The organism is Flavobacterium sp. SOK18b (assembly GCF_014156605.1).
Taxonomy (GTDB): Bacteria; Bacteroidota; Bacteroidia; order Flavobacteriales; family Flavobacteriaceae; genus Flavobacterium; species Flavobacterium tiangeerense.
This window is the reverse complement of sequence record NZ_QKNZ01000001.1, coordinates 1-22456: the sequence shown is the minus strand read 5'-3', so window position 1 is coordinate 22456 and position 22456 is coordinate 1. Positions and strand designations below refer to the sequence as shown.

General features: G+C 31.9%; 25 protein-coding genes and 1 tRNA gene. 10 read left to right on the top strand and 16 right to left on the bottom strand.

Features of this window, described 5'->3' with window-relative positions:
* Nucleotides 1-151: 151 nt before the first annotated feature.
* The 3 genes from DNC80_RS00130 to DNC80_RS00120 all read left to right on the top strand — a co-directional run bounded on the left by DNC80_RS00130 (nt 152) and on the right by DNC80_RS00120 (nt 3781).
* Entirely contained in the window at nt 152-715 is a 564-nt protein-coding gene (locus DNC80_RS00130; protein ID WP_182648185.1) for a porin family protein, read from the top strand.
* A 74-nt stretch (nt 716-789) separates the two neighbouring features.
* Entirely contained in the window at nt 790-1209 is a 420-nt protein-coding gene (locus tag DNC80_RS00125; protein ID WP_182648183.1) for a type II 3-dehydroquinate dehydratase, read from the top strand.
* Nucleotides 1210-1294: 85 nt separating this feature from the next.
* Nucleotides 1295-3781 carry a DUF5686 and carboxypeptidase regulatory-like domain-containing protein gene (locus DNC80_RS00120; protein ID WP_182648181.1) on the top strand — a complete coding sequence of 829 codons (2487 nt, stop codon included), beginning with the start codon at nt 1295-1297 and terminating at the stop codon, nt 3779-3781.
* Nucleotides 3782-3875: 94 nt separating this feature from the next.
* Here the strand turns inward: DNC80_RS00120 and DNC80_RS00115 are convergent, their stop codons facing one another.
* From DNC80_RS00115 to DNC80_RS00100, 4 genes are all read right to left on the bottom strand, one after another.
* Complete coding sequence (locus DNC80_RS00115) at nt 3876-4745, bottom strand: cation diffusion facilitator family transporter (RefSeq protein ID WP_182648180.1); 870 nt, start codon at nt 4743-4745, stop codon at nt 3876-3878.
* Between the two features lie 95 nt (nt 4746-4840).
* Nucleotides 4841-6151 (bottom strand): UDP-N-acetylglucosamine 1-carboxyvinyltransferase, encoded by a 1311-nt coding sequence (gene murA, locus DNC80_RS00110; protein ID WP_182648178.1) that lies wholly within the window; start codon nt 6149-6151, stop codon nt 4841-4843.
* Nucleotides 6152-6245: 94 nt separating this feature from the next.
* A complete protein-coding gene (locus tag DNC80_RS00105; protein ID WP_182648176.1) occupies nt 6246-6971 on the bottom strand; it encodes a DUF4290 domain-containing protein in 726 nt (241 codons plus the stop codon).
* Nucleotides 6972-7052: 81 nt separating this feature from the next.
* Complete coding sequence (locus DNC80_RS00100) at nt 7053-7337, bottom strand: DUF493 family protein (RefSeq protein ID WP_086454935.1); 285 nt, start codon at nt 7335-7337, stop codon at nt 7053-7055.
* A 146-nt stretch (nt 7338-7483) separates the two neighbouring features.
* Between DNC80_RS00100 and DNC80_RS00095 the strand changes: the two genes are divergently transcribed.
* The 5 genes from DNC80_RS00095 (at nt 7484) to DNC80_RS00075 (ending at nt 12035) form a co-directional block, all read left to right on the top strand.
* Nucleotides 7484-8023 (top strand): AAA family ATPase, encoded by a 540-nt coding sequence (locus tag DNC80_RS00095; protein ID WP_086454750.1) that lies wholly within the window; start codon nt 7484-7486, stop codon nt 8021-8023.
* Nucleotides 8024-8073: 50 nt separating this feature from the next.
* Nucleotides 8074-9969, top strand: coding sequence for an ATP-dependent DNA helicase RecQ (locus DNC80_RS00090; protein WP_182648175.1), 1896 nt, complete (start codon nt 8074-8076; stop codon nt 9967-9969).
* On the top strand, nt 9966-10916 hold the full coding sequence (gene fmt / locus DNC80_RS00085) for a methionyl-tRNA formyltransferase (protein WP_255493136.1): 951 nt from the start codon (nt 9966-9968) through the stop codon (nt 10914-10916). Before DNC80_RS00090 ends, fmt begins: the two co-directional genes overlap by 4 nt.
* Before the next feature lie 167 nt (nt 10917-11083).
* The gene (locus DNC80_RS00080; RefSeq protein ID WP_086454747.1) at nt 11084-11356 is read left to right on the top strand and encodes an HU family DNA-binding protein; all 273 of its coding nucleotides are present in this window, start codon (nt 11084-11086) and stop codon (nt 11354-11356) included.
* 118 nt (nt 11357-11474) lie between these two features.
* Nucleotides 11475-12035, top strand: a complete 561-nt coding sequence (locus DNC80_RS00075; protein WP_086454751.1) for a YqgE/AlgH family protein — start codon at nt 11475-11477, stop codon at nt 12033-12035.
* Here DNC80_RS00075 and DNC80_RS00070 read toward each other — a convergent pair.
* Complete coding sequence (locus tag DNC80_RS00070) at nt 12032-12868, bottom strand: aminotransferase class IV (RefSeq protein ID WP_182648172.1); 837 nt, start codon at nt 12866-12868, stop codon at nt 12032-12034. The two genes, DNC80_RS00075 and DNC80_RS00070, sit on opposite strands and share 4 nt — an antisense overlap.
* A 50-nt stretch (nt 12869-12918) precedes the next feature.
* Complete coding sequence (locus tag DNC80_RS00065; RefSeq protein WP_144888942.1) at nt 12919-13311, bottom strand: START-like domain-containing protein; 393 nt, start codon at nt 13309-13311, stop codon at nt 12919-12921.
* Between the two features lie 154 nt (nt 13312-13465).
* On the opposite strand from DNC80_RS00065, the gene DNC80_RS00060 reads away from it, so the two are divergent.
* Together DNC80_RS00060 and DNC80_RS00055 are read left to right on the top strand one after the other, a co-directional pair.
* Nucleotides 13466-13539, top strand: a tRNA-Met gene (locus DNC80_RS00060).
* Between the two features lie 65 nt (nt 13540-13604).
* Nucleotides 13605-14822, top strand: coding sequence for a tyrosine-type recombinase/integrase (locus DNC80_RS00055; protein WP_182648169.1), 1218 nt, complete (start codon nt 13605-13607; stop codon nt 14820-14822).
* 497 nt (nt 14823-15319) lie between these two features.
* Here DNC80_RS00055 and DNC80_RS00050 read toward each other — a convergent pair whose 3' ends face one another.
* From DNC80_RS00050 to DNC80_RS00005, 10 genes are all read right to left on the bottom strand, one after another.
* Complete coding sequence (locus DNC80_RS00050; protein WP_182648168.1) at nt 15320-15766, bottom strand: hypothetical protein; 447 nt, start codon at nt 15764-15766, stop codon at nt 15320-15322.
* A gap of 4 nt (nt 15767-15770) precedes the next feature.
* Entirely contained in the window at nt 15771-16715 is a 945-nt protein-coding gene (locus tag DNC80_RS16100; protein ID WP_182648271.1) for an RHS repeat-associated core domain-containing protein, read from the bottom strand.
* 53 nt (nt 16716-16768) lie between these two features.
* Nucleotides 16769-16936, bottom strand: coding sequence for a hypothetical protein (locus DNC80_RS00040; protein WP_182648166.1), 168 nt, complete (start codon nt 16934-16936; stop codon nt 16769-16771).
* Nucleotides 16937-17203: 267 nt separating this feature from the next.
* Nucleotides 17204-17434, bottom strand: coding sequence for a hypothetical protein (locus DNC80_RS00035; RefSeq protein WP_255493135.1), 231 nt, complete (start codon nt 17432-17434; stop codon nt 17204-17206).
* Between the two features lie 825 nt (nt 17435-18259).
* Entirely contained in the window at nt 18260-18787 is a 528-nt protein-coding gene (locus DNC80_RS00030) for a hypothetical protein (protein ID WP_182648164.1), read from the bottom strand.
* 243 nt (nt 18788-19030) lie between these two features.
* A complete protein-coding gene (locus DNC80_RS00025; protein ID WP_182648162.1) occupies nt 19031-19225 on the bottom strand; it encodes a hypothetical protein in 195 nt (64 codons plus the stop codon).
* 5 nt (nt 19226-19230) lie between these two features.
* Complete coding sequence (locus tag DNC80_RS00020; protein WP_182648160.1) at nt 19231-20181, bottom strand: relaxase/mobilization nuclease domain-containing protein; 951 nt, start codon at nt 20179-20181, stop codon at nt 19231-19233.
* Between the two features lies 1 nt (nt 20182).
* The gene (mobC, locus tag DNC80_RS00015; protein ID WP_182648159.1) at nt 20183-20521 is read right to left on the bottom strand and encodes a plasmid mobilization relaxosome protein MobC; all 339 of its coding nucleotides are present in this window, start codon (nt 20519-20521) and stop codon (nt 20183-20185) included.
* Nucleotides 20522-20934: 413 nt separating this feature from the next.
* On the bottom strand, nt 20935-21444 hold the full coding sequence (locus DNC80_RS00010) for a hypothetical protein (RefSeq protein WP_182648157.1): 510 nt from the start codon (nt 21442-21444) through the stop codon (nt 20935-20937).
* Entirely contained in the window at nt 21441-22199 is a 759-nt protein-coding gene (locus DNC80_RS00005; RefSeq protein WP_182648155.1) for a hypothetical protein, read from the bottom strand. Before DNC80_RS00005 ends, DNC80_RS00010 begins: the two co-directional genes overlap by 4 nt.
* Nucleotides 22200-22456: the final 257 nt, after the last annotated feature.

Sequence of the window (22456 nt, the reverse complement as noted above, 5' to 3'; positions counted from 1 at the left end):
AATTCTCACGAAAAAAAAAAGATAATTAAACACTACTTGGAACAGTTATTGAAACGTTAAAAATTGAGATTAGCAGCAATAATTTTAAAACAAAATAGTTTTTAAGTAATGTGCTTTATCACTAACAACAATAATTATAAAAATGTAAATTATGAAAAGAATACTTTTAGCAACAATCGTATTGTTTGCAGCTACTGCTAACATGCAAGCACAAGCCATCAAGTTTGGATTGAAAGCAGGTTTAAATTACGCAAATCAATCAGGTAGTGATATTGGCACTAGCCTTGTTGATTATAAAAAAGAGGCTATTACTAGTTATCATGCTGGTTTAATTGCTGAAATAAAACTGACCGATGGATTTGCTATTCAACCCGAACTATTATACTCAACTCAGGGTGCTTCCTATGAAAATGCAGGAGAAGAATTTAAAAATGAATTAGGATATATTTCTATTCCTGTAATGGCAAAATTCAGCCTTAACAACAGTATTAGTTTAGACCTTGGCCCTCAGGCTTCTTTTTTGTTGAGTGAAAGAAAAAATGTTGATTTTAAAGAAGCTGAAACATTTGAATTTGGCGCAGCGGCTGGTTTGACCCTAAATGTTACTAAAAATTTATACATTCAAGGTCGCTATGTACTAGGATTAACCGAAGCAACTAAAGATGCTGAAGTTAAAAATTCAGTAGTCCAGCTATCAGCAGGTTTTAAATTTTAACCAAACCTAAAATTAAATTGCAAAACCGTTCTATAAATTAGAACGGTTTTTTTATTTTTACCAAAATCAGAATTATGAAAATAGGCATTATCAATGGTCCAAATTTAAATTTATTAGGAAAACGCGAACCTGAAGTTTACGGAAACCAAACATTTGAAGACTATTTTAACACATTAAAAGAGCGTTTCCCAGAAATTAACTTTTCTTATTATCAAAGTAATATTGAGGGTGAACTTATTGATAAAATTCAGGAATTTGGTTTTTCATTTGATGGTTTAATTCTCAATGCTGGCGCTTACACCCATACCTCTGTAGGTATAGGAGATGCCGTCAAAGCAATAACAACTCCTGTAGTAGAAGTTCATATATCAAATACATTTTCTAGAGAAAGCTTTAGACATCAATCCTATATTTCTGGAAATGCCAAAGGTGTCATACTAGGTTTTGGTTTGCAAAGTTATGATTTAGCTGTACTTTCTTTTAAACAAAAATAATTAACAATACCTTAAGTTATTGTTTAACAAATAATTAATAACCTATGTAAAAAGTACTGCTATTTTTGTGGAAGAAAAAACTTTCATGAAAAAACACTACCTGTTACTCTTATTAGTTTCTACATTTTTTTGCAATGCACAAATAAAAGGAAACGTCACTGACGAAAAAGGCAATCCATTAGCATTTGTAAACATCTTTCAAGAAGATACTTATAATGGAACTACTTCAAACGAATTAGGGAATTACGAATTTAATGTGCGCCCAAAGGGAAAACAAACATTAGTTTTTCAATTTTTAGGATTCAAAACTCAAAAAATTGCTATTGAAACAGCAAAGTTACCTTATACTTTAAATGTAAAACTCGTTGAGGAAAGTTTTTCACTAAATGAAGTAATCATAAACACCAAAAGTAATCCCGCCATTGCCATTATAAAAAATGCTATTGCAAATAGGGATTCAAATACTAAAAATACCAATAAATACCGTGCAGATTTCTATTCCCGTGGTATATTTAAGCTGAAAAATGCTCCTAAAAAGATCTTTGGACAAAAAATAGGCGACTTAAATGGCGCATTAGACTCTACAGGAACAGGGATTATTTCTTTATCTGAAACATTTTCTAAAATTGTTTATGAAAAACCCAATAAACTCAGTGAAGTAGTAGTGGCATCAAAAGTAAGTGGTAACAATAACGGCTACAGTTACAACACCGCTCGATCCTCATTTTATGATTTTTATGATAATACAATTGACTTTGGAATAGCAATGATTTCGCCAATTGCCAGCAACGCATTGAATTACTACAATTACAAACTAGAAAGCACTTTTTTTGATGACAAGAATAAGATGATCAATAAAATTAAGGTTAGTGCAAAACGAGATAGCGAACCTGTTTTTGAAGGATATATCTACATTGTTGAGGATTCTTGGGCTATTTATGCCGTAGAACTTGACATTAAAGGATATAGAATAAAAGAAGATTTTCTTGATGTAATGACTTTAAAACAAAATTTTAGTTACAATAATAATTCGAAAATTTGGACGAAAAACACGCAGAGTCTCGAGATTACGGCAGGAGCCTTTGGAATAAAATTCAACGGAAAATACAACTATGTGTATAGTAATTATGAATTTGTAACTTCTTTTGCTCCCAAAACGTTTACCAATGAAATTACAAAAATTGAGTTGACCGCAAATCAAAAAGACAGTACGTTCTGGAATAGCAACAGGCCGATTCCCTTAACTATCGAAGAAAATTTAGATTATTTTAGAAAAGATAGTATTTATACGGTTCGAAATTCAAAAAAATACTTAGACTCCATTGACCTAAAAAACAACAAATTTAATCCTCTCAAACTGCTTACTGGGTATACATTTAAAAATAGTTCACAAAAATATAGTTTTAGTTATGCCGGGTTGGTTAATATAGGTTCTCTCAGTTTTAATACTGTTCAGGGGTACAATCTTGATTCGGGTTTTCGATTTACAAATTGGAAAAATCAAGAAAAAAAAGGAATTTATACTACACTTAGCACAACGTTTAATTATGGTTTCTCAGAAGATCGTTTGCGTGTAACGGGGCAATTCCTTCATAGATTCAACAATCAAAATTATGCTACAGTTTATGCAACAGGTGGAAGCTCAGTAAAACAATTCAACCCAAATGAACCTATTAGTAAAGCTATAAACAGTGTAAGCACTCTTTTCTTTAGAAACAATTTCATGAAATTGTACAACCTAGAATCTATGGCTATTGGGTTTACACAAAATATTGCAAATGGCATCAACCTTAATAGTAAGATTGAGTATCAACAGCGTAAACCTTTATTTAACACCACTGATTATTCATTGTTTAATAAATCTGATTTTTATACTTCAAACAACCCCTTGGACCCTACTAATTATAGTTCATCTGCTTTTGAACAACATCATTTAACTAAATTAAATCTTTCTTTCAAAATCAATTTTGGCAATAAATATTCCTCCAGACCAGATGGTAAATTCAACATTAGAAACGAAAAATATCCTACACTATATGTAGCCTATGAGAAAGCCATTGGCGCAAGCGATAAAAAATATGAATATGACTATTTCAACCTTCGCGCTACCTATGATTTAAAATTAGGAAACAAAGGAGCTTTAGGTATAAACATGAAAGCTGGTGCGTTTATAAATGCTCAAAATATTGCTTTTATGGATTACAAACATTTTAATGGAAACCAAACAAGCGTAGGTCAAGATGAACGTTATTTGAATGTTTTTAACTTGCTACCCTACTACTCTAGCAGTACTAACAATCGTTTTGCAGAAGCTCATGCAGAATATAATGATAAAGGATATATCATGAATAAAATTCCATTATTGAATAAATTAAAATCCACTTTAAATATAGGAGCTCATGCGCTATCCATACCAGATAAAAAACCGTATTCTGAAATGAGTATTGGTCTAGATAATATAGGAATTGGGAAATTTAAAATGTTTAGAATAGATTATGTCCGCTCCTATCAAAGTGGTTTTAAAGGTGACGGAGTGGTTTTTGGACTTAAATTTTTAAACATAATTGATTAAAAAAGTACTTAGTTTTATCTCGATAAACAACAACTCACAATACATAAAAAAGGCACCTGAAAATAATCTCGGTGCCTTTTTTATTGGTGTAAATTTACTCATGAGGTTCTACATGAATTAATACGTGCCCTAATTCTGGGATTTGTTCTCGTAAGGTATCTTTGAGTTTATGAGCAAGGTCATGACCTTCCTTTACGGTTATATTTGAGTTTACTGTTGCATGTAAATCAACATGATATTGCATGCCTGCCTTTCGGATAAAACATTTTTCAGTATCTAAAATTCCATCAACTTGAACAGATACTTCTCTAATGTGTTCTATCAAGTCATCGTATAAATGTTCATCCATGATTTCGCCTAGAGCAGGTCGAAAAATCAAATAACTGTTATACAATATAAATCCAGATGCAAAAAGTGCTGCCCAATCATCAGCTGCTTCGTAACCATTACCTAAAATTAAAGCAATAGAAATCCCTAAAAAAGCAGCTACCGAAGTGATGGCATCACTCCTATGGTGCCAAGCATCGGCTTTTAATGAAGAACTATTAGTCTCTATACTGCGTTTCATAACTACTCGAAAGGAATACTCTTTCCAGATAATTATGGCGCCAAGAACAATTAGTGTCCAAGGCTTTGGCAATTGATGCGGTGTACCAATATTAATGATACTTTCATAAGCTATAATTGTTGCCGAGGTTATCAAAAACCCCACTACCAAGAACGTAATCAATGGCTCAGCCCTACCGTGTCCGTACGGATGATTCTCATCAGCAGGTTTATTGGAATATTTAATTCCGAACAAGACTAAAAATGACGCAAAAATGTCTGTTGTAGACTCGATAGCATCAGCAATCAAAGCGTATGAATTGCCAAAAAAACCTGCAAATCCTTTTATAATGGCCAAAGTTGTGTTGCCCACAATACTAAAATAAGTAGCCCTAATTGCTGTTTGTTCTTTTGACATTTGTTTCGTTTAAAAAAGAATCGTTTAAATAAACCACTTGCTTTTTTGTATTGCTAGATGGTTTATTTAAACGATGTATTAAGAATTGAGTAGGTTTACGCTCTAACGATTTGAGCACCAATAGCTCTCAAACGTTCGTCAATACGCTCATACCCTCTATCTATTTGTTCAATGTTTTGTATGGTACTTGTTCCTTTTGCAGAAAGTGCAGCAATTAACAATGATATACCAGCGCGAATATCTGGTGATGACATAGTTGTAGCCTTCAGTTGTGATTTAAAATCATGTCCCATAACTACAGCACGGTGTGGATCACACAACATGATTTTAGCACCCATGTCAATAAGTTTATCTACAAAAAACAAACGACTTTCAAACATTTTTTGGTGAATCAAAACATCACCTCTTGCTTGTGTAGCCACTACAAGTACAATACTCAATAAATCTGGAGTAAATCCAGGCCATGGTGCATCAGCAATGGTAAGAATAGAACCATCAATATCTGTTTTTACTTCATACCCATTTACATGAGCAGGAATGTAAATATCATCTCCACGACGCTCTAGGGTAATTCCTAATTTTCTAAATGTATTTGGAATTACTCCAAGGTTATCCCAACTAACATTTTTTATAGTAATTTCAGACTTTGTCATGGCAGCAAGACCAATCCAACTTCCTATTTCAATCATGTCAGGCAAAATTCTGTGCTCACAGCCACCTAAGCTATCTACCCCTTCAATAGTCAATAAATTTGATCCTACTCCGGTGATATTTGCACCCATTGAGTTCAGCATTTTACACAATTGCTGTAAATACGGTTCACATGCAGCATTGTATACAGTTGTTCTTCCTTTTGCTAAAACGGCTGCCATTACAATATTTGCAGTTCCCGTAACTGATGCTTCATCTAATAACATATCAGCTCCAACTAATCCCTCAGCAGCTTCTACACCATAAAAGTGATCTTCTCTATTGTATCTAAACTTAGCACCAAGGTTTATGAAACCTTCAAAGTGCGTATCTAATCTTCGTCTTCCAATTTTGTCGCCACCCGGTTTTGGAATATATCCTTTTCCAAATCTTGCTAACAAAGGTCCAACAATCATGATAGATCCTCTAAGTGATCCACCTTCTTTCTTAAAAGCTTCAGTCTCCAGGTATTGAATATTTACCTCATCTGCCTGAAAAGTGTAAGAACCTGAACCTGTTTTTTGAATTTTAACACCCAAATTACCTAATAAAGTGATCAATTTATTAATGTCAATAATATCTGGAATATTATTAATAATAACTTTTTCAGGTGTTAATAAAACAGCACACAATATTTGTAATGCTTCATTTTTTGCGCCCTGTGGAGTGATTTCTCCTTGAAGACTAATGCCTCCCTCTATTTTGAAAATTCCCATCTTTTATGGTTATGAGTTATAAATTATTTAATTGTACGTAATGATTTTTTAAAAAAGTGCTGATAAGGTAATAAGCCACTAATTCTAAAATAAATTACAAGGGTTTTCTATTTTGGTTTTTGTGAGGTAGGTTTGGCTTACCTGTTTTCAAATTTTTGTTGCTTAAAATTTTAGGCTGACCTGTAGGAGCTATTTTATTAGAAACTCGTTTATTAGTTCTTAACAAATCAGTAGTATTGAGCAATTCTTCTGAACTTTGTATTAAATTTAATTTTCCGTCAGAGAGTTCATATAAGTGTTCAAAGATTACATCATCTTTTACTGTATCTTTATTCCAACTCAAATAGGATTTTTTCATGTGATTGGCAATTACTTTTACCAATGCTTTTTTCATATCGCCATCTTCCCATTTATTGGCAACATCAATCATATATTTAATGTTATTCCCGTAAAACCTATATTTTGGAAAATTTTGAGGATATTTTAAAACATCCGGCTTTAACTGCAATACTTCACGCGAGGGTATAGGATAAGGAGAATCAGCAACAAGTTTAAAATCAGACATAATAAATAACTGATCCCATAATTTATGTTGAAAATCTGGGACATCCCTTAAATGCGGATTTAAACTACCCATAACTTGGATGATGTATTTTGCAGCCTTATTACGCTCTACTTCATCTTGAATGTTTGTAGCCAAGTCAATAAGTTTTTGCAAATGTCTACCGTATTCTGGGATTATAAGGTGTGACCTTTCAGCATTGTACTCAAGATGATGCACTACATCATTCGAATTTTCTTTAATATATTTTGAATTCATGTTTTGAATGTATCTATTTTAATTCGGTTGCATTATCGAGAAGTTCACCCAATCGAGAAGCACATCAAAAAAATTATGTTTTTATAAAGAAATAATGCCTTCAATTGTAGAAACTTCTAAGTATTTATCTACAATTTCTTGTGAATTTTTCATGGTCACATCAATAGATATGCTTGTAAACTTACCCGTTTTGGATTTTGTTGTTTTTATAACAGCACCCATACAATCAAAAGCAGTCTGTACTTTTTCAATATTTTTAGCATCGCTTGGCACTATAAATTTAAATAAGTATTCTGCAGGCCAAGTATTATTTAGGTCTAACTCTACTTTTAATCGATCATAAAATTCTTCAGTCTTTTTATCCATTTTGATTTAAAATAAAGGCAAATATACGGTTTCAACCGTTAATTATGAATTTTTGATTTGTGAATTTTTATCTATTTGCATTTTATATGTGTTGAATTTTTATAATCCCAATAAGTTTAAGTAAATTTGCCCCTTATTTTTTAAAAGTGCAAAAAGAAATCATTGTTATCATAGGTGGTCCTGGTACAGGAAAAACTACTATTATAGACGGATTGGTCGCAAAAGGCCATTGCTGTTATCCCGAAATTTCACGTGAAGTTACCATGGAGGCAAAAAAACAAGGAATAGAACAATTATTCCTTGAAAAACCATTGCTTTTTAGTGAATTATTGCTTGAAGGCAGGATAAAACAATTTTATAACGCTCAAAACGAAGCTCATAATGTAGTTTTTATAGACAGAGGAATCCCTGATGTTTTGGCTTACATGCACTACATAGGCGATAGTTACCCTGCAAGTTTTGATGTTGCCTGTAAAGAACACACGTATTCAAAAATATTCATCTTACCACCTTGGGAAGAAATCTATATCAGCGATGATGCTCGTTACGAAAATTTTGAACAAGCAAAACTCATTCACAGTCATCTTATTGAAACATATAAAAACTATGGCTACGATTTGATTGAAGTTCCGAAAGACACAATGGAAAATAGAATTCATTTTATCTTAAACACTATCTCGAATTAGTTGCATCAACAAGGAGTTTTAATTTTTCATGGTAATAAAACAGATACTTTATGAATGATGCTCTTGCTGTTCTTCAAAAATATTGGAAACACAACTCCTTTCGATCGCTTCAAAATGAGATTATTGAATCTGTACTGCAAGGTCAAGATACCTTTGCAGTAATGCCTACTGGAGGCGGTAAATCAGTGTGTTTTCAAGTTCCAGCGCTTTTGAACAAGGGAATATGCCTTGTCATTTCGCCACTGGTAGCATTAATGAAAGATCAAGTAGCAAATTTACAATCAAAAGGAATCAAAGCAATAGCCTTGACAGGAGGCATTAGAAGCGAAGAAATGATAGATTTGCTAGACAACTGTCAATATGGTGATTATAAATTTCTTTATTTATCACCCGAGCGGTTACAATCGGACTGGATTATTGACCGCATAAAAAAACTTCCTATAAATTTAATCACAATTGATGAAGCGCATTGTGTATCCCAATGGGGACATGATTTTAGACCTGCATACCTAAAAATTTCTACACTTAAAGAGTACTTCCCAAACACTCCTTTTCTGGCCTTAACCGCAAGTGCAACTCCCCGAGTAAAAACGGATATCATACAAGAGCTTAGTCTTGAGAAGCCAATATTATTTGAAAAATCTTTTTCAAGACCAAACATTGCTTACATGGTTTTTGAGGTAGAAGACAAACTTTTTAGAGTAGAACAAGTTTTAAAAAAAAATCCAGAACCTTCTATTATTTATGTTCGAAACAGAAAATCAACTCTTGAAATTGCTTCCCAATTAAACAGTTTAGGATTTAAAGCTACTCACTATCACGGAGGACTTTCATCAAAAGAAAAAGATAAAAACATGCAGGCCTGGATGCAGGAAGACGTCCAAGTCATTGTAGCAACAAATGCTTTTGGAATGGGAATAGACAAACCCAATGTAAAAACGGTAATTCACATACAATTACCAGAAAACATGGAGAATTATTACCAAGAAGCTGGTCGTGCCGGACGTAATGAAGAAAAAGCTTTTGCAATTCTACTGACGAGTCCATCAGATATAATTCATGCTGAAAATCAGTTTTTAAACAACTTGCCTGACAAGAAATTTTTAAACCTAATGTACGTTAAGCTTTGCAATTATTTCCAAATTGCCTACGGCGAAGGTATTGATGAGCAATTTACCTTCAATTTAAATCAATTTTGCATCAAGTATAAATTTCCTACCTTAAAAACGTATGCTGCAATGCAGTTTTTAGACCGCCAAGGAGTCATTACTTTATCACAAGAATTCTCAGAGAAAATTACTTTGCAATTCACCATACCGTCTAAAGAAGTAATTCGATACATGAGTTTAAATCCAATTGATGAAGAAATTATCTTAGCTATTTTGCGCACATATCCAGGTATATACGAGATGCAAACTCCTTTTAACCTGCAACTTGTTGCTAAAAAATCAAATCATAAAACAACTCAAGTACAAGCTGTTTTACACAAATTAAAAGAAAAGAATATAGTAGAATACCACTCTAAAAATAATGATACCACATTGGTTTTTAACGAAATTCGAGAAGACGAAAGAACAATAAATAGAGTGTCCAAACATTTAGAACATCAAAACCAATTAAAAAAAACACAGCTAGAGTCTGTAATTGCATATATAAAAAACAAAAGCACTTGTAAAAGTCAGTTAATTCTAAACTATTTTGGGGAGAAAACTACCGAAAATTGTGGTCATTGCTCCTACTGCATTACTCATAAAATAAAGAAAAAAGACAGCAAGAATCTTGCTCAAGAAATAGTAACTTTGCTCAAGCAACAAGATTTAAGCTCCAGAGATATTCAAAATAAAACGAATAATTCAACCGAAGACGTTTTTATCGTTTTACAAGATTTATTAGAAAATAATATCATATTGGTTCAACCAAACAATACTTACACATTACGATTATGACAGAGAAATTACGAATTGTTTTTATGGGAACTCCAGATTTTGCAGTAGGAATACTAGATACTATTGTAAAAAACAACTATAATGTTGTAGGCATAATCACTGCAGCAGATAAACCTGCAGGACGTGGTCAAAAAATAAAATTTTCGGCTGTAAAAGAATTTGCGTTACAAAATCAGCTTCCTTTATTGCAACCAGCAAGCTTGAAAGATGAAGATTTTTTATCCGAATTAAAAAACTTAAATGCAAACTTACACATTGTAGTAGCGTTTAGAATGTTACCAAAGGTCGTTTGGGATATGCCAGCATTAGGAACATTCAACCTACACGCTTCACTGCTTCCGGAATATAGAGGTGCAGCTCCTATAAACTGGGCAATTATCAATGGCGAAAGCAAAACCGGAGTCACTACCTTTTTCATTGATGACAAAATTGATACCGGAGCCATGATTTTAAGCGATGAAATCGCTATTAATGAAAACGAAAATGCGGGCCAACTACACGACAGATTGATGGAATTAGGCAGTAAAACTGTAATCAGAACATTAGAAATGATTGCAGAAGGTGATGTTTCTACTCAGATTCAAGAGGACAATGCATCAATTAAAACTGCGTACAAACTTAATAAGGAAAACTGTAAAATAGATTGGACAAAATCCGCAAGTGTAGTTCACAATTTAATTAGAGGATTATGTCCTTATCCAGCCTCATGGTGCTATTTCAAAGACAATGAAGAGGAATGGAATGTCAAAATATATGAATCATCAATTGTATTAGAAAAACATGCCTTTGAAATAGGAAGCGTACATTGTACCAAGAAAGAATTAAAAATTGCTGTTTCTGATGGATTTGTCAAAATACTGAGCTTACAATTTCCAGGAAAGAAAAGAATGAATACTAGCGATTTATTGAACGGAATTGTTTTTTCTGCTTTTGCAAAAGCGTATTAGACCCAACAAAACAAGGGAATCACAGCGCGACGCCTAGATTTATCAACAAAAAAAATAAGTTATTAACAAATTAAGCTAAATTAACACAAAACACTTGCGAGGAAAGGAAATCCACTTAAATTTGTATATTAACAATATTTGATAACCAACAATTAATAACTATTATTATGAACAAATCAGAATTAATCGATGCTATCGCTGCAGATGCAGGAATAACAAAAGCAGCTGCAAAATTAGCTTTAGAGTCTTTTTTAGGTAACGTGGGAGAAACCTTGAAAAAAGGTGGTAGAATTTCATTAGTAGGTTTTGGATCTTGGTCAGTATCTGCTAGAGCTGCAAGAGATGGTAGAAACCCTCAAACAGGTAAAACGATTCAAATCGCAGCAAAAAATGTAGTGAAATTTAAAGCTGGAGCTGAACTTGAGAGTGCAGTGAACTAATTTTAGAACACCATATATAGACAAAACCTTCCATTTGGAAGGTTTTTTTTTGCATTTCAACGAAAATGTTTATGAATTAAATAATAAAAACCTTAATTTTAATAAAAAAATTATTCCAATGATTACAGATAAATTAAAAAAAGGACATTTGCTCATTGCAGAACCTTCCATAATTGGCGACTTATCATTCAACAGATCAGTGATTTTACTAGCTGATTACAACCAAGAAGGCTCAATAGGTTTTATCATTAATAAACCCTTAAAATACACTATTCACGATTTAATTCCTGAAATTGATGCTTCTTTCAAGATTTACAATGGCGGACCTGTAGAACAAGATAACTTATATTTTATTCACAACATTCCTGATTTGATTCCAAATAGCATTGAAATATCAAATGGTATTTATTGGGGAGGTGATTTTGAGTTCACTAAAGAACTTATTAATAAAGGCTCCATTAATAATGACAACATTCGTTTCTTTTTGGGCTATACGGGCTGGCATGAAAACCAATTGGAAACCGAAATGAAAAGTAATTCATGGATCATAACAGCAAATAGTTATGAAAACAAGATCATTGGAAAATCTGCAACTCATTTTTGGAAAGAACAAATAATGGAACTTGGGGGTGATTACCTAATATGGTCAAATGCACCTGAAAATCCTTATCTAAATTAATTTTGCACAAGCTTATTTATTTCATCAAGCAACTGTAAAGCTATTTTTGAAATATATGTTTTTTTACGATAATGTGTTATGGGTTGAATTCCCTTTATTACATTGGTAACAAATAATTCATCTGCTTTTTGAAGATCAAATGGAGAAATTACCTCTTCAAATACTTCAAGATTATCTATTTTTTTTGCTATTTGCAAAATTTGTTTTCGCATAATACCATTCAAACAACCTTCTGAAATAGGCGGCGTTATTAACTTATTTCCTTGCACCATAAATATATTTCCTTGCAGTGCTTCGGCTACATTTTTACTATCATTGAGCAAGATACAATTGTCTAAACCGTTTTCGCTAGCAAAAATACTACCCGTTATATTGATAATTTTATTTGTTGTTTTAATACTCGAAAGTAATTGTTTAGAAATATAAAAATCCTTGTATAAATCTACTTCATACTTTTTATCTTCAATATAATAATGAGAATTTTCAATTGAAACTACTTGAATCAAATATGAAACGGTTTGATTTTGTGGCAAATAATACCCACCTTCGTTTCTAAAAACTGTAATTCGGGCTCTTGCCGAACTAGATATTTCATTTTTAAGTGCCAAAGAAATAATTTCTTCTTCAAGAAATTCCATGGTGAAATTCATGGGAATTTCCATTCGGAGAACGCGCATGGACGCCATTAATCTGAAATAGTGATCTTCTAGAAAAAGAATTTTACTATTGACAATTTTGACTGTTTCAAAAACACCATCACCATACAAAAAAGCACGGTTTTGCCCCCATTTGCAATCGTCTTGAGAAATAATTGTTCCGTTAAAATTAACCATAAAAAAAGCCCTAAAATTATTTAAGGCAAATATAGTTATAAATACTATTTTTAAACGGAACCGATGAGATGTTTTAAATCAGAAATTTGATTTTCCCATAATAAAGTAGCTTCGCTAACCTCTCCCTTTTCGGCAAAGTCTACTACCATTAGAGATACATCTTTGGTAAGCTCATCAACCAGAATGTGTAGTTCAAAAAAGTACTCTGTATCCTTACTATTCTCATCAACCCATTTAAATTTTACTTTCTCGCCCGTTTTTTTAGACGCAAGTCTGGCTTTTTCCTCTGAATCATTCCAAATAAAGGTAAAATATTCACCTCTAGAGTTTACGTTATCTGCAAACCATTCTGACAGCCCTGATGGAGTTGATATATATTGATATAGTAATTGAGGAGATGAATTTATGGGAAACTCGATTTCGTAACGTACTTTTTGATCCATGAGATACTTTTGTATTTTTTTCGAAATATATAGATAATTACCACATAAAAAAAGGTTTTTTAAAAATATTTTTTTTTATTAATTTATGCTTGCAAGCTCTAAATTTATTTCTATATTTGCACCCGCAATGAGGGACAGTTAACCACCCTACAACGGCGAGATAGCTCAGTTGGTTAGAGCGCAGGATTCATAACCCTGAGGTCCCGAGTTCAAATCTCGGTCTCGCTACAAGTTTTAAAAATCACAAAGTCTAGATTTTAAGCGGTATTAAAGCAATTTAATACCGCTTTTTTATGTCGAATTTATTACGATATTTACAATCTGAACACGATTTTGAACACGATTTGAAAGAAAAGAAGAAATACTCCGAACCTAAGATCTACGATGCAGACGGTGATTTGTCAAAACGTTGGTATGTTTATTTTTCTTTTAGAAAAACTGCTGATCTAACCCTAATTAGATTTCCTAGTAACATTTATGCTCCGCAACATCTTGATAAAAAAGGGAGACTTCAATGGTTAAAAAGTATCCAACGTAACTTATCGATACTTTTAAAGGACGGCTTCAATCCCTATGACCCAAATAACAACTTTGAATTTGAAAGTGAAGAAAGTTTAAGCCATTCTATAAGAGAAGCTTTTGAATTTGCGCTGAACATTAAAAAAAGCACCTTAGCAGGTACGTCCTATCAGGGATTAGAGGGCAGAATGCTGCGATTCGAAAAATGGCTAAATGAAAATGGGCTTAAAAACAGCCTAATTACATCTGTAAGCAAGAAAGTGGTCACCTCCTACTTAAACGAAATTTTAATTGCTACATCGGCTAAAAACAGAAATAACACTCGCACTGACATCAGTTCTATGTTTACTGTTTTAGCAGATAATGAAATTATTCCTGACAACTTTATTCATAAAATTCCAGTTTTAAAAAGTACTCCTGAGAAAAATAAATCTTTTACTAGTGATCAAGAAACTGAAATTTTCAAATATTTAAACGAAAACAATAAGTTACTATCCTTGTATGTAAAATTCATTTCCTTTAACTTTTTAAGACCAGTGGAAGTGAATCGTATTAAAATTGGCGACATTGATTTAAATGATAAAATTTTAAAAATTAAAACCAAAACAGGATTCAAAGTAAAGAGAATCCCTCAACTGCTTATTGAAGAAATTCCTGATCTCTCCATTTATAAAAGTGATGCCTATTTATTTGGAAGAAAAGATTTTGGCCAATACTGGGAAGCTACAGAAAATAGTAGAAGAAATGATTTTTCAGATTATTTTTTAGAAGTCAAAAAGAAATTTGGGTTTGATAAAAATTACGGATTGTATAGTTTTAGACATACTTTTATAACTAAACTCTACAATACTTTCATAAAAGAAATGACACCAGATGAAGCCGAATCAAATATAATGTCTATCACTGGCCATACCAGTAAAACGGCTCTTAGAAAATACTTAAGGGAGATCAATGCCTATATACCTGATGATTATTCTAAGTATATTAGGTAGTTTATTCTCTTTGTAGAATAACTTAGCGTAATTTTGCTTTTTAATACATTACAACTAATTATAATTGGTTTATAAAGAGAAGAAAAGCTACTTCATAGGATAGTGGTTTTGTTTGCTTTAAAATTGCTAAAAACGCTGTTAATTGTTTGTCCTAATTTATGTAGAAATTCGATTCAAGCATTAGGCTAAGTAAGCCTATTAAACACATCTTTAGAAAAAGTGAGGAGACTTTATAACGTTTACAGCTTACAACACGATCTAAAATAGCTCGAAGTCAGAAACGTTCGAGTAGCACACACAAGAAATTTATTTATAAATAACAACACTGCGCGTAGTGTGGTATTAAAAAAATTGCGCAAAGTCAGAGACATTTGCGCAGCTTTTCATGAGGAAGACTTCGGAGCGCTGGGACATTCGTACAGCACGCCCAACTTTTAATAACCTTTTCGTTTTAGACAAGACTTCGGACAGCTGGGAAGACTTCGGGCAGCTGGGTTTTATTTTAAATCTGCAATATTCATTTTTTCACGAACAGTATATAAACTGTCAACATGTTGCTCATCACTTACTATATAGCTAACAAAAGTTACATTTTTGTTAGTTATATCACTTGTAGCAACTCCAATATCTGGAGAATATACTTTTTTAGTAAGAGGTTCTTTTTTATCACCAACAATGTAAAAATATTGTGGTGAATCACTCCATCCTTCATTAGGTTTAAATTTTGTATTTAAAATACCACTCGCAGGTATTTCATATACACGACTACCATTTTCATATTTTTCTTCTTTCCCATTTTCAGCGTTAAAACGTATAATTACTATGCCCGTAAAACCTTTGGATAAAAGATGAATTTCCTTGTCTGCACTACTTGTATAATACCAGCATAGATAACTTATAATTGCTATGAGCAAAATTCCAATAATAATTAATGCTTTCTTCATTTAATTATTTTTTTTCAAATTGTTTATTCCAATCTTGTATTGAATACTTTTTATCTCCTTGCTGTACCCCTGTAAAGTTACCCTTTCCACCAGTTGTAATTTGGAAGTTGGTGTTAATTAATTGCTTTTTATTATCCCCGTATAAATCAGGAAGTCCTCCTTGTTCCATACTAGCCCCAATAAATACTCCATTCTTACCCGATGCATCCTGCATAAATGCTTCTGTACTTGGAAAACTATCACCGACTATAGATGCAGAAACACTTACAGTTCCTGTTTTGCTGTTCTCAGATATAGAAATTGTTGAATGCATGTCTATTTCAGGAGTAACCGATGCTGGAGTAATAGGATCTTTAGCGGTATAGTTTGATGATACGGTTGTAATATTATCGCCACTAGAGTTTTTACTATTACTAGCACTAAAACTTTGGGTAGGTACTGCGGCTTTTTCTTGATAAGCTACTCCAACTCCTCTAGAACCAGCTGCTTCAGTTCCAAAAAGAACTGTTTTGTCACTTCGAGTTCTTGCATCTGAAACAGTTCTTTTTTGAGAGTCTACAGTATAACTCTGAGTAACTCTGGAAGTTGTATTCCTGCTTACATCAGTTGAAGGACTTCTTCCATCTCCCCGAAACATACCTCCTCCTACAGTTGTTGTGGATATAAAAGAACGTATATAGACTGGATAAGGCCACATCCCATCAGGATCTATAAAGTAAATAGGATTATCCATAGCATAATTATATGGAGACCATCTACGACCTTGTTCTGCCTTCGGGTCAATATTCATCCACCTACCAATAGCTGGATCATAATTCCTCGCTCCATAATCATACATGTTAAGCTGATTTCCTCCAATATTATCATCCTGCCATTCTTTACCATTGAACTTATACTTATAGGCTTTTACAAAGTTACTCCAGTGTAATAAGAACGTCCATTTCTCTATATCCTAGCGGTTCAAATGTAATATTTTTCATTTAAAAAAACTTTCGTTCTTGTTTATTTTCGGTTGAAATAGGCAGTCATTGCCTGAAAAGCTTTACTGATAAACAAAGCACCAACTAATTGGATTAAGCATTTAGTAGCTTTCCTTGCTCTTTCTGGAAATGCCATAAACATTGAGGTCATTATCAGAATAAAAACTAAAAACATTGTGAAATTATTCATAGCGTTAAATTTGTATTATTTCGTTAGCAAATTGAAGAATCTTTAACTGGATTAAAGGTTAACATTGTTAACTTTCTTCTTTGCGAAGGTAAATTTGTAGTTCGAAATAAAATAGGACACTAAATTTCAACATATATAAAACTAAAAAAACACCAAATCAAATACTTATGATTTAGTGTTTTACTCTTTAAAATTAAGATTGTAGCATTGACAAGGGGAACACGGGGGACAAATCCGTCAAAACTTTTTTTGTCCTTTTTGAAAACTTTACAACGGAAAAAATCTGTTTATCATTTCTCTTTGTTGCAAACTATCCACTTTGAAATATTTTTCAGTAGTTCCAGGCCATTTGTGTCCTGCAAGTTCCTGAACCCGTTCCAATCTTATTTTCTTTTCGTTGAGCCAATTGCAAATAACACTCATGCGGATGGTTCGTGGGTTGAGGTTTCTATCAGGAAATAATGGTTTCAATGGTTCAATAATTGCGTGGATTCCCATCTGGTGCTCGTTTGCAACGAGTGCCTTCTTACTTTCAAAAAATAATTCGTAGCGTTTGTAACGCTGTAAACTAAAACAAGATTTAATCTATACTTGTAAATCTTTCTGAAGACAATTATGATATTGACCCCGCTGCACGAAGTATTCAAAAAAAATGTACTTAAAGACGACGGGGTGCTGCGCGAATGTCTCTGACACTCTTCTCCTCTAAGTCTACTCAAGAAAAGCTGCGCAAACGTCTTTGACTTTGCGCAATTTTTTTAATTTCTTGATATTCTCTAATCTCTTAAAAATTACCCGACATGAAATCCTATTTATTCGGATTTGGAATTTTAACTTTTAATTTTTTTCCTTTAATTCTGACCCAACTCCTACTCGAGTGAGTACTAAAAACTAGATAATAATAGTAATGGTACTTTGGAGATAACAGAAACACCTACGACCATTATCATACCTGCGCGCATATGAAGAGATGCATACGACACTCTACTGTATGTAGAAAAAATAAAAGCTCTAGCCACGAGAGTTACACCATATAAGATTATGCTAAATATCAAAAAATTAAATGAAATACCAAAAATATAGCTTTATTTAATATTCAGCATATATTTTATATGATTAGATTAGATTACATCAACTCAATATTATCACTGATCAAAAAACGTCAAATTTTTCTCAACCCCATTTTTTTCAGGATCACAAAACTCCCATTTAATGACCAGATTTATTACATAAGCATCCCTAAAATATTTGAAAACAAATTGATACAAACTAAAAATAAAGTGTCCTCACTTAACTAAAATTTCTCTTGTACTCATTTTTTCCCTACGGGTTTTTCAATAGATTCTCAAATAAATTGTCATATGCTGTTTGCGAGATATAATTTTCATCTGAAGATTCTACGTAAAATATGTGTTCGAAATATAAACCAAAAAAGTAAAATAATACTTTACTCATTTCCCCTTTAATAGTAAAATTAAGCAAGTTTTTCAAGATTTCGGTGTGACTAATTAATGAGCTCTCATTGTTCATCGATAAATTGTTTTCAATAGTATAGGTGAATGACATTGCGCTCATGAACAACTCATTTTGGATGATAGAATCAAAAATGAGTCGCCTTTTACCTTCAGACAATTCTGTAATAAAGTATTGAACTTTCATTTTAAAGTAGTCACTACTGTCTATGGAAGTATCATTAATTATTTTAACAGCTTCAATAAAATTTTCAGATAATTTCGCATTCTCTAAATAAAAATTCGGAGACTCAAATTTTTCAAATAATAATAAATTTACGAAAGGGACGAAAACATGTAATTTTTCATCTTTGGGAATGAAGTTTTTATTCTTTTTCATAGTGTACAAAAAATGCGTGAAGCAATAGTCAACTGTCAAAGAGGTACTCGGAAACCCAACAACCAGAAGACTACGCCCACGCAAGTATTTTGCATAGGCGTAAGTCTATCAATTTTGGCTGTTAAAGAAGATTCCGAGTTTTCTTTGACCAAATCAATAGCTTACGCGATTAATAATATTTTTCTAAGTGTAAAATTAGATTTTTATTTCAAAACATTTTTATTGTATTATTAAAATTATATGCTACTTATAGGAGCACTTTTTAAATTTTCTTAGTAAATACTCGACAGCTTGAGCATCTGACAGTATTTTTTTCTTTTTATTTGATGTTTTGGTCTTATTCATTAATTCAGATTGCACACCAAGCATAGCATATAAGCGAGATTTCTCTCTCTCGTTTAATGCTTCTATAACTTGATATGCGGTTTCTGCTAACATGAAGTTTATGGTTTAAGACCTTTCTTAGGTTTGCTTTCTATCCTTTTTGTAATAGTTGGAATAGTTTCTTGTCGATGATTACTTGATTCTTGCTGCTTAATGTATTCGACTCTTGTATTTGTATTTTCATCTCCAATTGCATTTTCTTTACTTGCTCTAATTCCAGCATCAATTTCTGGAACAGTAGAATGGTCTCTGATTTGTTCATAATTATTAAGTTTAGTTTTTATATTTTGCCATGATATTTTTTTGTGTACATCACTTCCTTTATAAGGAATCTCTTTATAGAGAAAAGATATACCTGAAATGTACCCCGTGGAACTTTGATTTAATTTGGTATCTACTCCTCTTTCTTTTAATTTTTTGATAAATAGTTCAAGATTGATATTCCCATTCAGAGTTTCAAAAATGATATTTTGCAACTCTAATCTTGCAGGAATGTCTCCAGTTCTTAGGCATTTTTCTATTTCACCTTTACTGAGGACATTGCTTTCTTCCTTAAGTATAAGTTTAGTTAAATTATATTTTAGTTCTAATTGGCGAACCAATTCCTCACTCCGTTGATAGTTTTTTGAATCGCTAACCACATTACCATCATATTTCACCCTATTAGCTACAAAATGTGTGTGGCATATATCCGTATCAAAATGTAAGAAAATTATATATTGGTTATCATCGAAACCCATACCCTCTAAAAAATCACGGTTTAAGCTTGCAAAATCTTCATTAGAAAGTTTTTCTGAGTCAGAATAAGGCAAATTCAAACTTACATGATATACAGCTCTAGAAAGGTTGGGTTTTAGCTGCCTAATGACATTAAACTCTTTGGTTTGTTTTACCACTGAATTTGTCGATAAATTGGAATCTAAAACAATAGCCTCTCCTTTATCTACCTTATTTCGATTATACTTTAAAACACCATAAAAATCTTTTCCAATGATTTGCTTGGCTATCATATTAATCCAACAATTGATTTTTAATGGTATTTAACTTTTCTTTTAAATTCAATAAATCCTCCTCTAAGCCTTTCAAATTTGGATTGCCTTGATTTGCTAGTTTGGCCATTTGGTTAATATTATTACCTATCCGAGAAAGTTCAATTAGGTAATCTCTGTTTAAACCAGGCATAGAAAATTTAGGCAACTGTTTTTTCAAAGACCTAATTCTTATAAATTGAGTAACTGACAAACCATAAGATTTAGAAAATTCTTCAATTTGAAGTTGCTCATCAAGAGTAACTCTGATATTGATTTGGAACATTTTTAAATCTTGAATCTGTTTCTTTGGTCTTGTCATATCCATTCAATTTTACAATAAATGAAAACTCATTTATTCGATTAACTGATGACAAATCTATGAGGGTAATTGCTAGCAAAAAAGATTTACCGTAATCAAAAAACGACACGGTAAACCTGATTCCAATTAAATTGAAGATTAATAAACTAAGATTTAAACTTTTCAAAAATTAAAAAAAAGATTAAATTTTAAAGAAAAAGCATCATTTAAAAATAGGGCTCTGCCAGATTACAAATTAAACGGGGTGTGGGGTGCAACCCTGCCAAGCCATTCGACCAAAGGGAGGTTTTTGCTATCAAAAACATGGCTTGCTTCGTGACAACCTATAATTTTAGTTTGGCCTTAAGGGGAAAAAAATAAGCATAAAAAAAACCTTCACTTTTGATGAAGGTTAGACATATTTACTTTTTAGATTAGCAATCATCACTGATCATTTTGGTATAGGTTTCCTTTAAAGTTTCCTCAGCTTCTTTAACTTCAAAAAAATGAAAAGGTGTTTTCAAAATTTCAGAAATAGCATCTTTATAATGTCGTTTTTTATACGCCATATCTTTGCCATTAAAATATTTACAAGGATTTTTTGGATGTACTTTTTGAGGAGTATCGAGAACGTTTTTTTCTTTGTTTCTTATTTCAAACCGTAAAGCTGCTTTATTTTCATATTTCTTTAAATCAGTAAAATCATATGAAAGTTTATCATAAAAATCTTCTTCTAAAACTACAATTAAAGCTTTTCTTCTTGATAGATAATATTTTAAATCTAACTCAATGTAATTAAAAATAGATTTATCGTTAACTATATGGTCGTGTAATAGTTTTAATTGTTCAGACGTAAAAACTACTCCTTGAATTTTAATTGAGATAACCAAAATTTGATCACTATTCAAGTAATCGAATACTTCTCTTAAATTAGCTTTTATCATCTTTTAGGCCCGCCTCTTCTTTTACCTTTGTTTAAATTTTGATCCAACGAAACAATCTCTTTGATAGCTTGTTTTAAATTTAGCTCCCGTTTAAAAATTAAATGCATTTTTTGACAAGCGATACTTCCTAATAAAAAATAATCCCGCATGTTTAAATCCTGTTTTTCAATATGTTTTTTAATAAAAAACGCAAGTAAAACCGCTTCGTAATTTTCTATTGGCTCCTTAATAGCGTCCATTTTTTTATACATTAAATCCCAAGATTCACCGCTACTTTGTGTTGATTTAATAGGTTGTTTAACAATAGAGCTACCCATAATTTTAGAAAATGATTCTAAAAAATACCTACCATATTCCCATTGTCGTACATTTAATTGATCAATTAGTGCTTCTTGAGTAAACTCTTTAATCTCTGGATATTTAAAAAAATCTCCCAATCGATAGGGTTTAGAAAGTAATGTATTGAACCATTCTTTTTTAAATTCTGATAAATTATCTAAGAGTATTAATCCGAAGTTAATGGTGATTTTAAAATAACGATTTGAATCTAAATTGAAGTTTTTTAGATCTGTTCCTGGCAGTTGTTCTAAGTAATGACCATGTAATTCAATTGCGAATGAAAGTGCAAGCAGAGACTTAAAATCTTGCTCCGAAAAGTACACAAACTCGGTATTTACAAGCTTTTCCTTTAGATCATCATATATTATATATTCTGATTTTAGTGGTGAAAGAACCTCAAATTCATCTAATATCATACTGTTAATTATTTAAGTTTAAAACAAAAAAAAGCTGAAATTATTTAAATAAAAAATATAATTTTTAAAAATATTGATGTATTTTAAGAAATATCCCATATGTAATATTCAAGACAATAATATTCCGAATTAGAATATTTGGTAGTGTATTCATTGATTAGTTTTTACATTAATTAGTTCTAACATTTAGTAGTTCTAACATTTAATAGTTCTAACATTTAATAGTTCTAACATTTAGTAGTTCTAACATTTAGTAG

Bases quoted from the DNA above. Each gene is read 5' to 3' on its own strand.
- DNC80_RS00130 (WP_182648185.1), top strand. From the start codon at position 152: ATGAAAAGAATACTTTTAGCAACAATCGTATTGTTTGCAGCTACTGCT.
- DNC80_RS00125 (WP_182648183.1), top strand. From the start codon at position 790: ATGAAAATAGGCATTATCAATGGTCCAAATTTAAATTTATTAGGAAAA.
- DNC80_RS00120 (WP_182648181.1), top strand. From the start codon at position 1,295: ATGAAAAAACACTACCTGTTACTCTTATTAGTTTCTACATTTTTTTGC.
- DNC80_RS00115 (WP_182648180.1), bottom strand. From the start codon at position 4,745: ATGTCAAAAGAACAAACAGCAATTAGGGCTACTTATTTTAGTATTGTG.
- murA (WP_182648178.1), bottom strand. From the start codon at position 6,151: ATGGGAATTTTCAAAATAGAGGGAGGCATTAGTCTTCAAGGAGAAATC.
- DNC80_RS00105 (WP_182648176.1), bottom strand. From the start codon at position 6,971: ATGAATTCAAAATATATTAAAGAAAATTCGAATGATGTAGTGCATCAT.
- DNC80_RS00100 (WP_086454935.1), bottom strand. From the start codon at position 7,337: ATGGATAAAAAGACTGAAGAATTTTATGATCGATTAAAAGTAGAGTTA.
- DNC80_RS00090 (WP_182648175.1), top strand. From the start codon at position 8,074: ATGAATGATGCTCTTGCTGTTCTTCAAAAATATTGGAAACACAACTCC.
- fmt (WP_255493136.1), top strand. From the start codon at position 9,966: ATGACAGAGAAATTACGAATTGTTTTTATGGGAACTCCAGATTTTGCA.
- DNC80_RS00080 (WP_086454747.1), top strand. From the start codon at position 11,084: ATGAACAAATCAGAATTAATCGATGCTATCGCTGCAGATGCAGGAATA.
- DNC80_RS00075 (WP_086454751.1), top strand. From the start codon at position 11,475: ATGATTACAGATAAATTAAAAAAAGGACATTTGCTCATTGCAGAACCT.
- DNC80_RS00070 (WP_182648172.1), bottom strand. From the start codon at position 12,868: ATGGTTAATTTTAACGGAACAATTATTTCTCAAGACGATTGCAAATGG.
- DNC80_RS00065 (WP_144888942.1), bottom strand. From the start codon at position 13,311: ATGGATCAAAAAGTACGTTACGAAATCGAGTTTCCCATAAATTCATCT.
- DNC80_RS00055 (WP_182648169.1), top strand. From the start codon at position 13,605: ATGTCGAATTTATTACGATATTTACAATCTGAACACGATTTTGAACAC.
- DNC80_RS00050 (WP_182648168.1), bottom strand. From the start codon at position 15,766: ATGAAGAAAGCATTAATTATTATTGGAATTTTGCTCATAGCAATTATA.
- DNC80_RS00040 (WP_182648166.1), bottom strand. From the start codon at position 16,936: ATGAATAATTTCACAATGTTTTTAGTTTTTATTCTGATAATGACCTCA.
- DNC80_RS00035 (WP_255493135.1), bottom strand. From the start codon at position 17,434: ATGGGAATCCACGCAATTATTGAACCATTGAAACCATTATTTCCTGAT.
- DNC80_RS00030 (WP_182648164.1), bottom strand. From the start codon at position 18,787: ATGAAAAAGAATAAAAACTTCATTCCCAAAGATGAAAAATTACATGTT.
- DNC80_RS00025 (WP_182648162.1), bottom strand. From the start codon at position 19,225: ATGTTAGCAGAAACCGCATATCAAGTTATAGAAGCATTAAACGAGAGA.
- DNC80_RS00020 (WP_182648160.1), bottom strand. From the start codon at position 20,181: ATGATAGCCAAGCAAATCATTGGAAAAGATTTTTATGGTGTTTTAAAG.
- mobC (WP_182648159.1), bottom strand. From the start codon at position 20,521: ATGACAAGACCAAAGAAACAGATTCAAGATTTAAAAATGTTCCAAATC.
- DNC80_RS00010 (WP_182648157.1), bottom strand. From the start codon at position 21,444: ATGATAAAAGCTAATTTAAGAGAAGTATTCGATTACTTGAATAGTGAT.
- DNC80_RS00005 (WP_182648155.1), bottom strand. From the start codon at position 22,199: ATGATATTAGATGAATTTGAGGTTCTTTCACCACTAAAATCAGAATAT.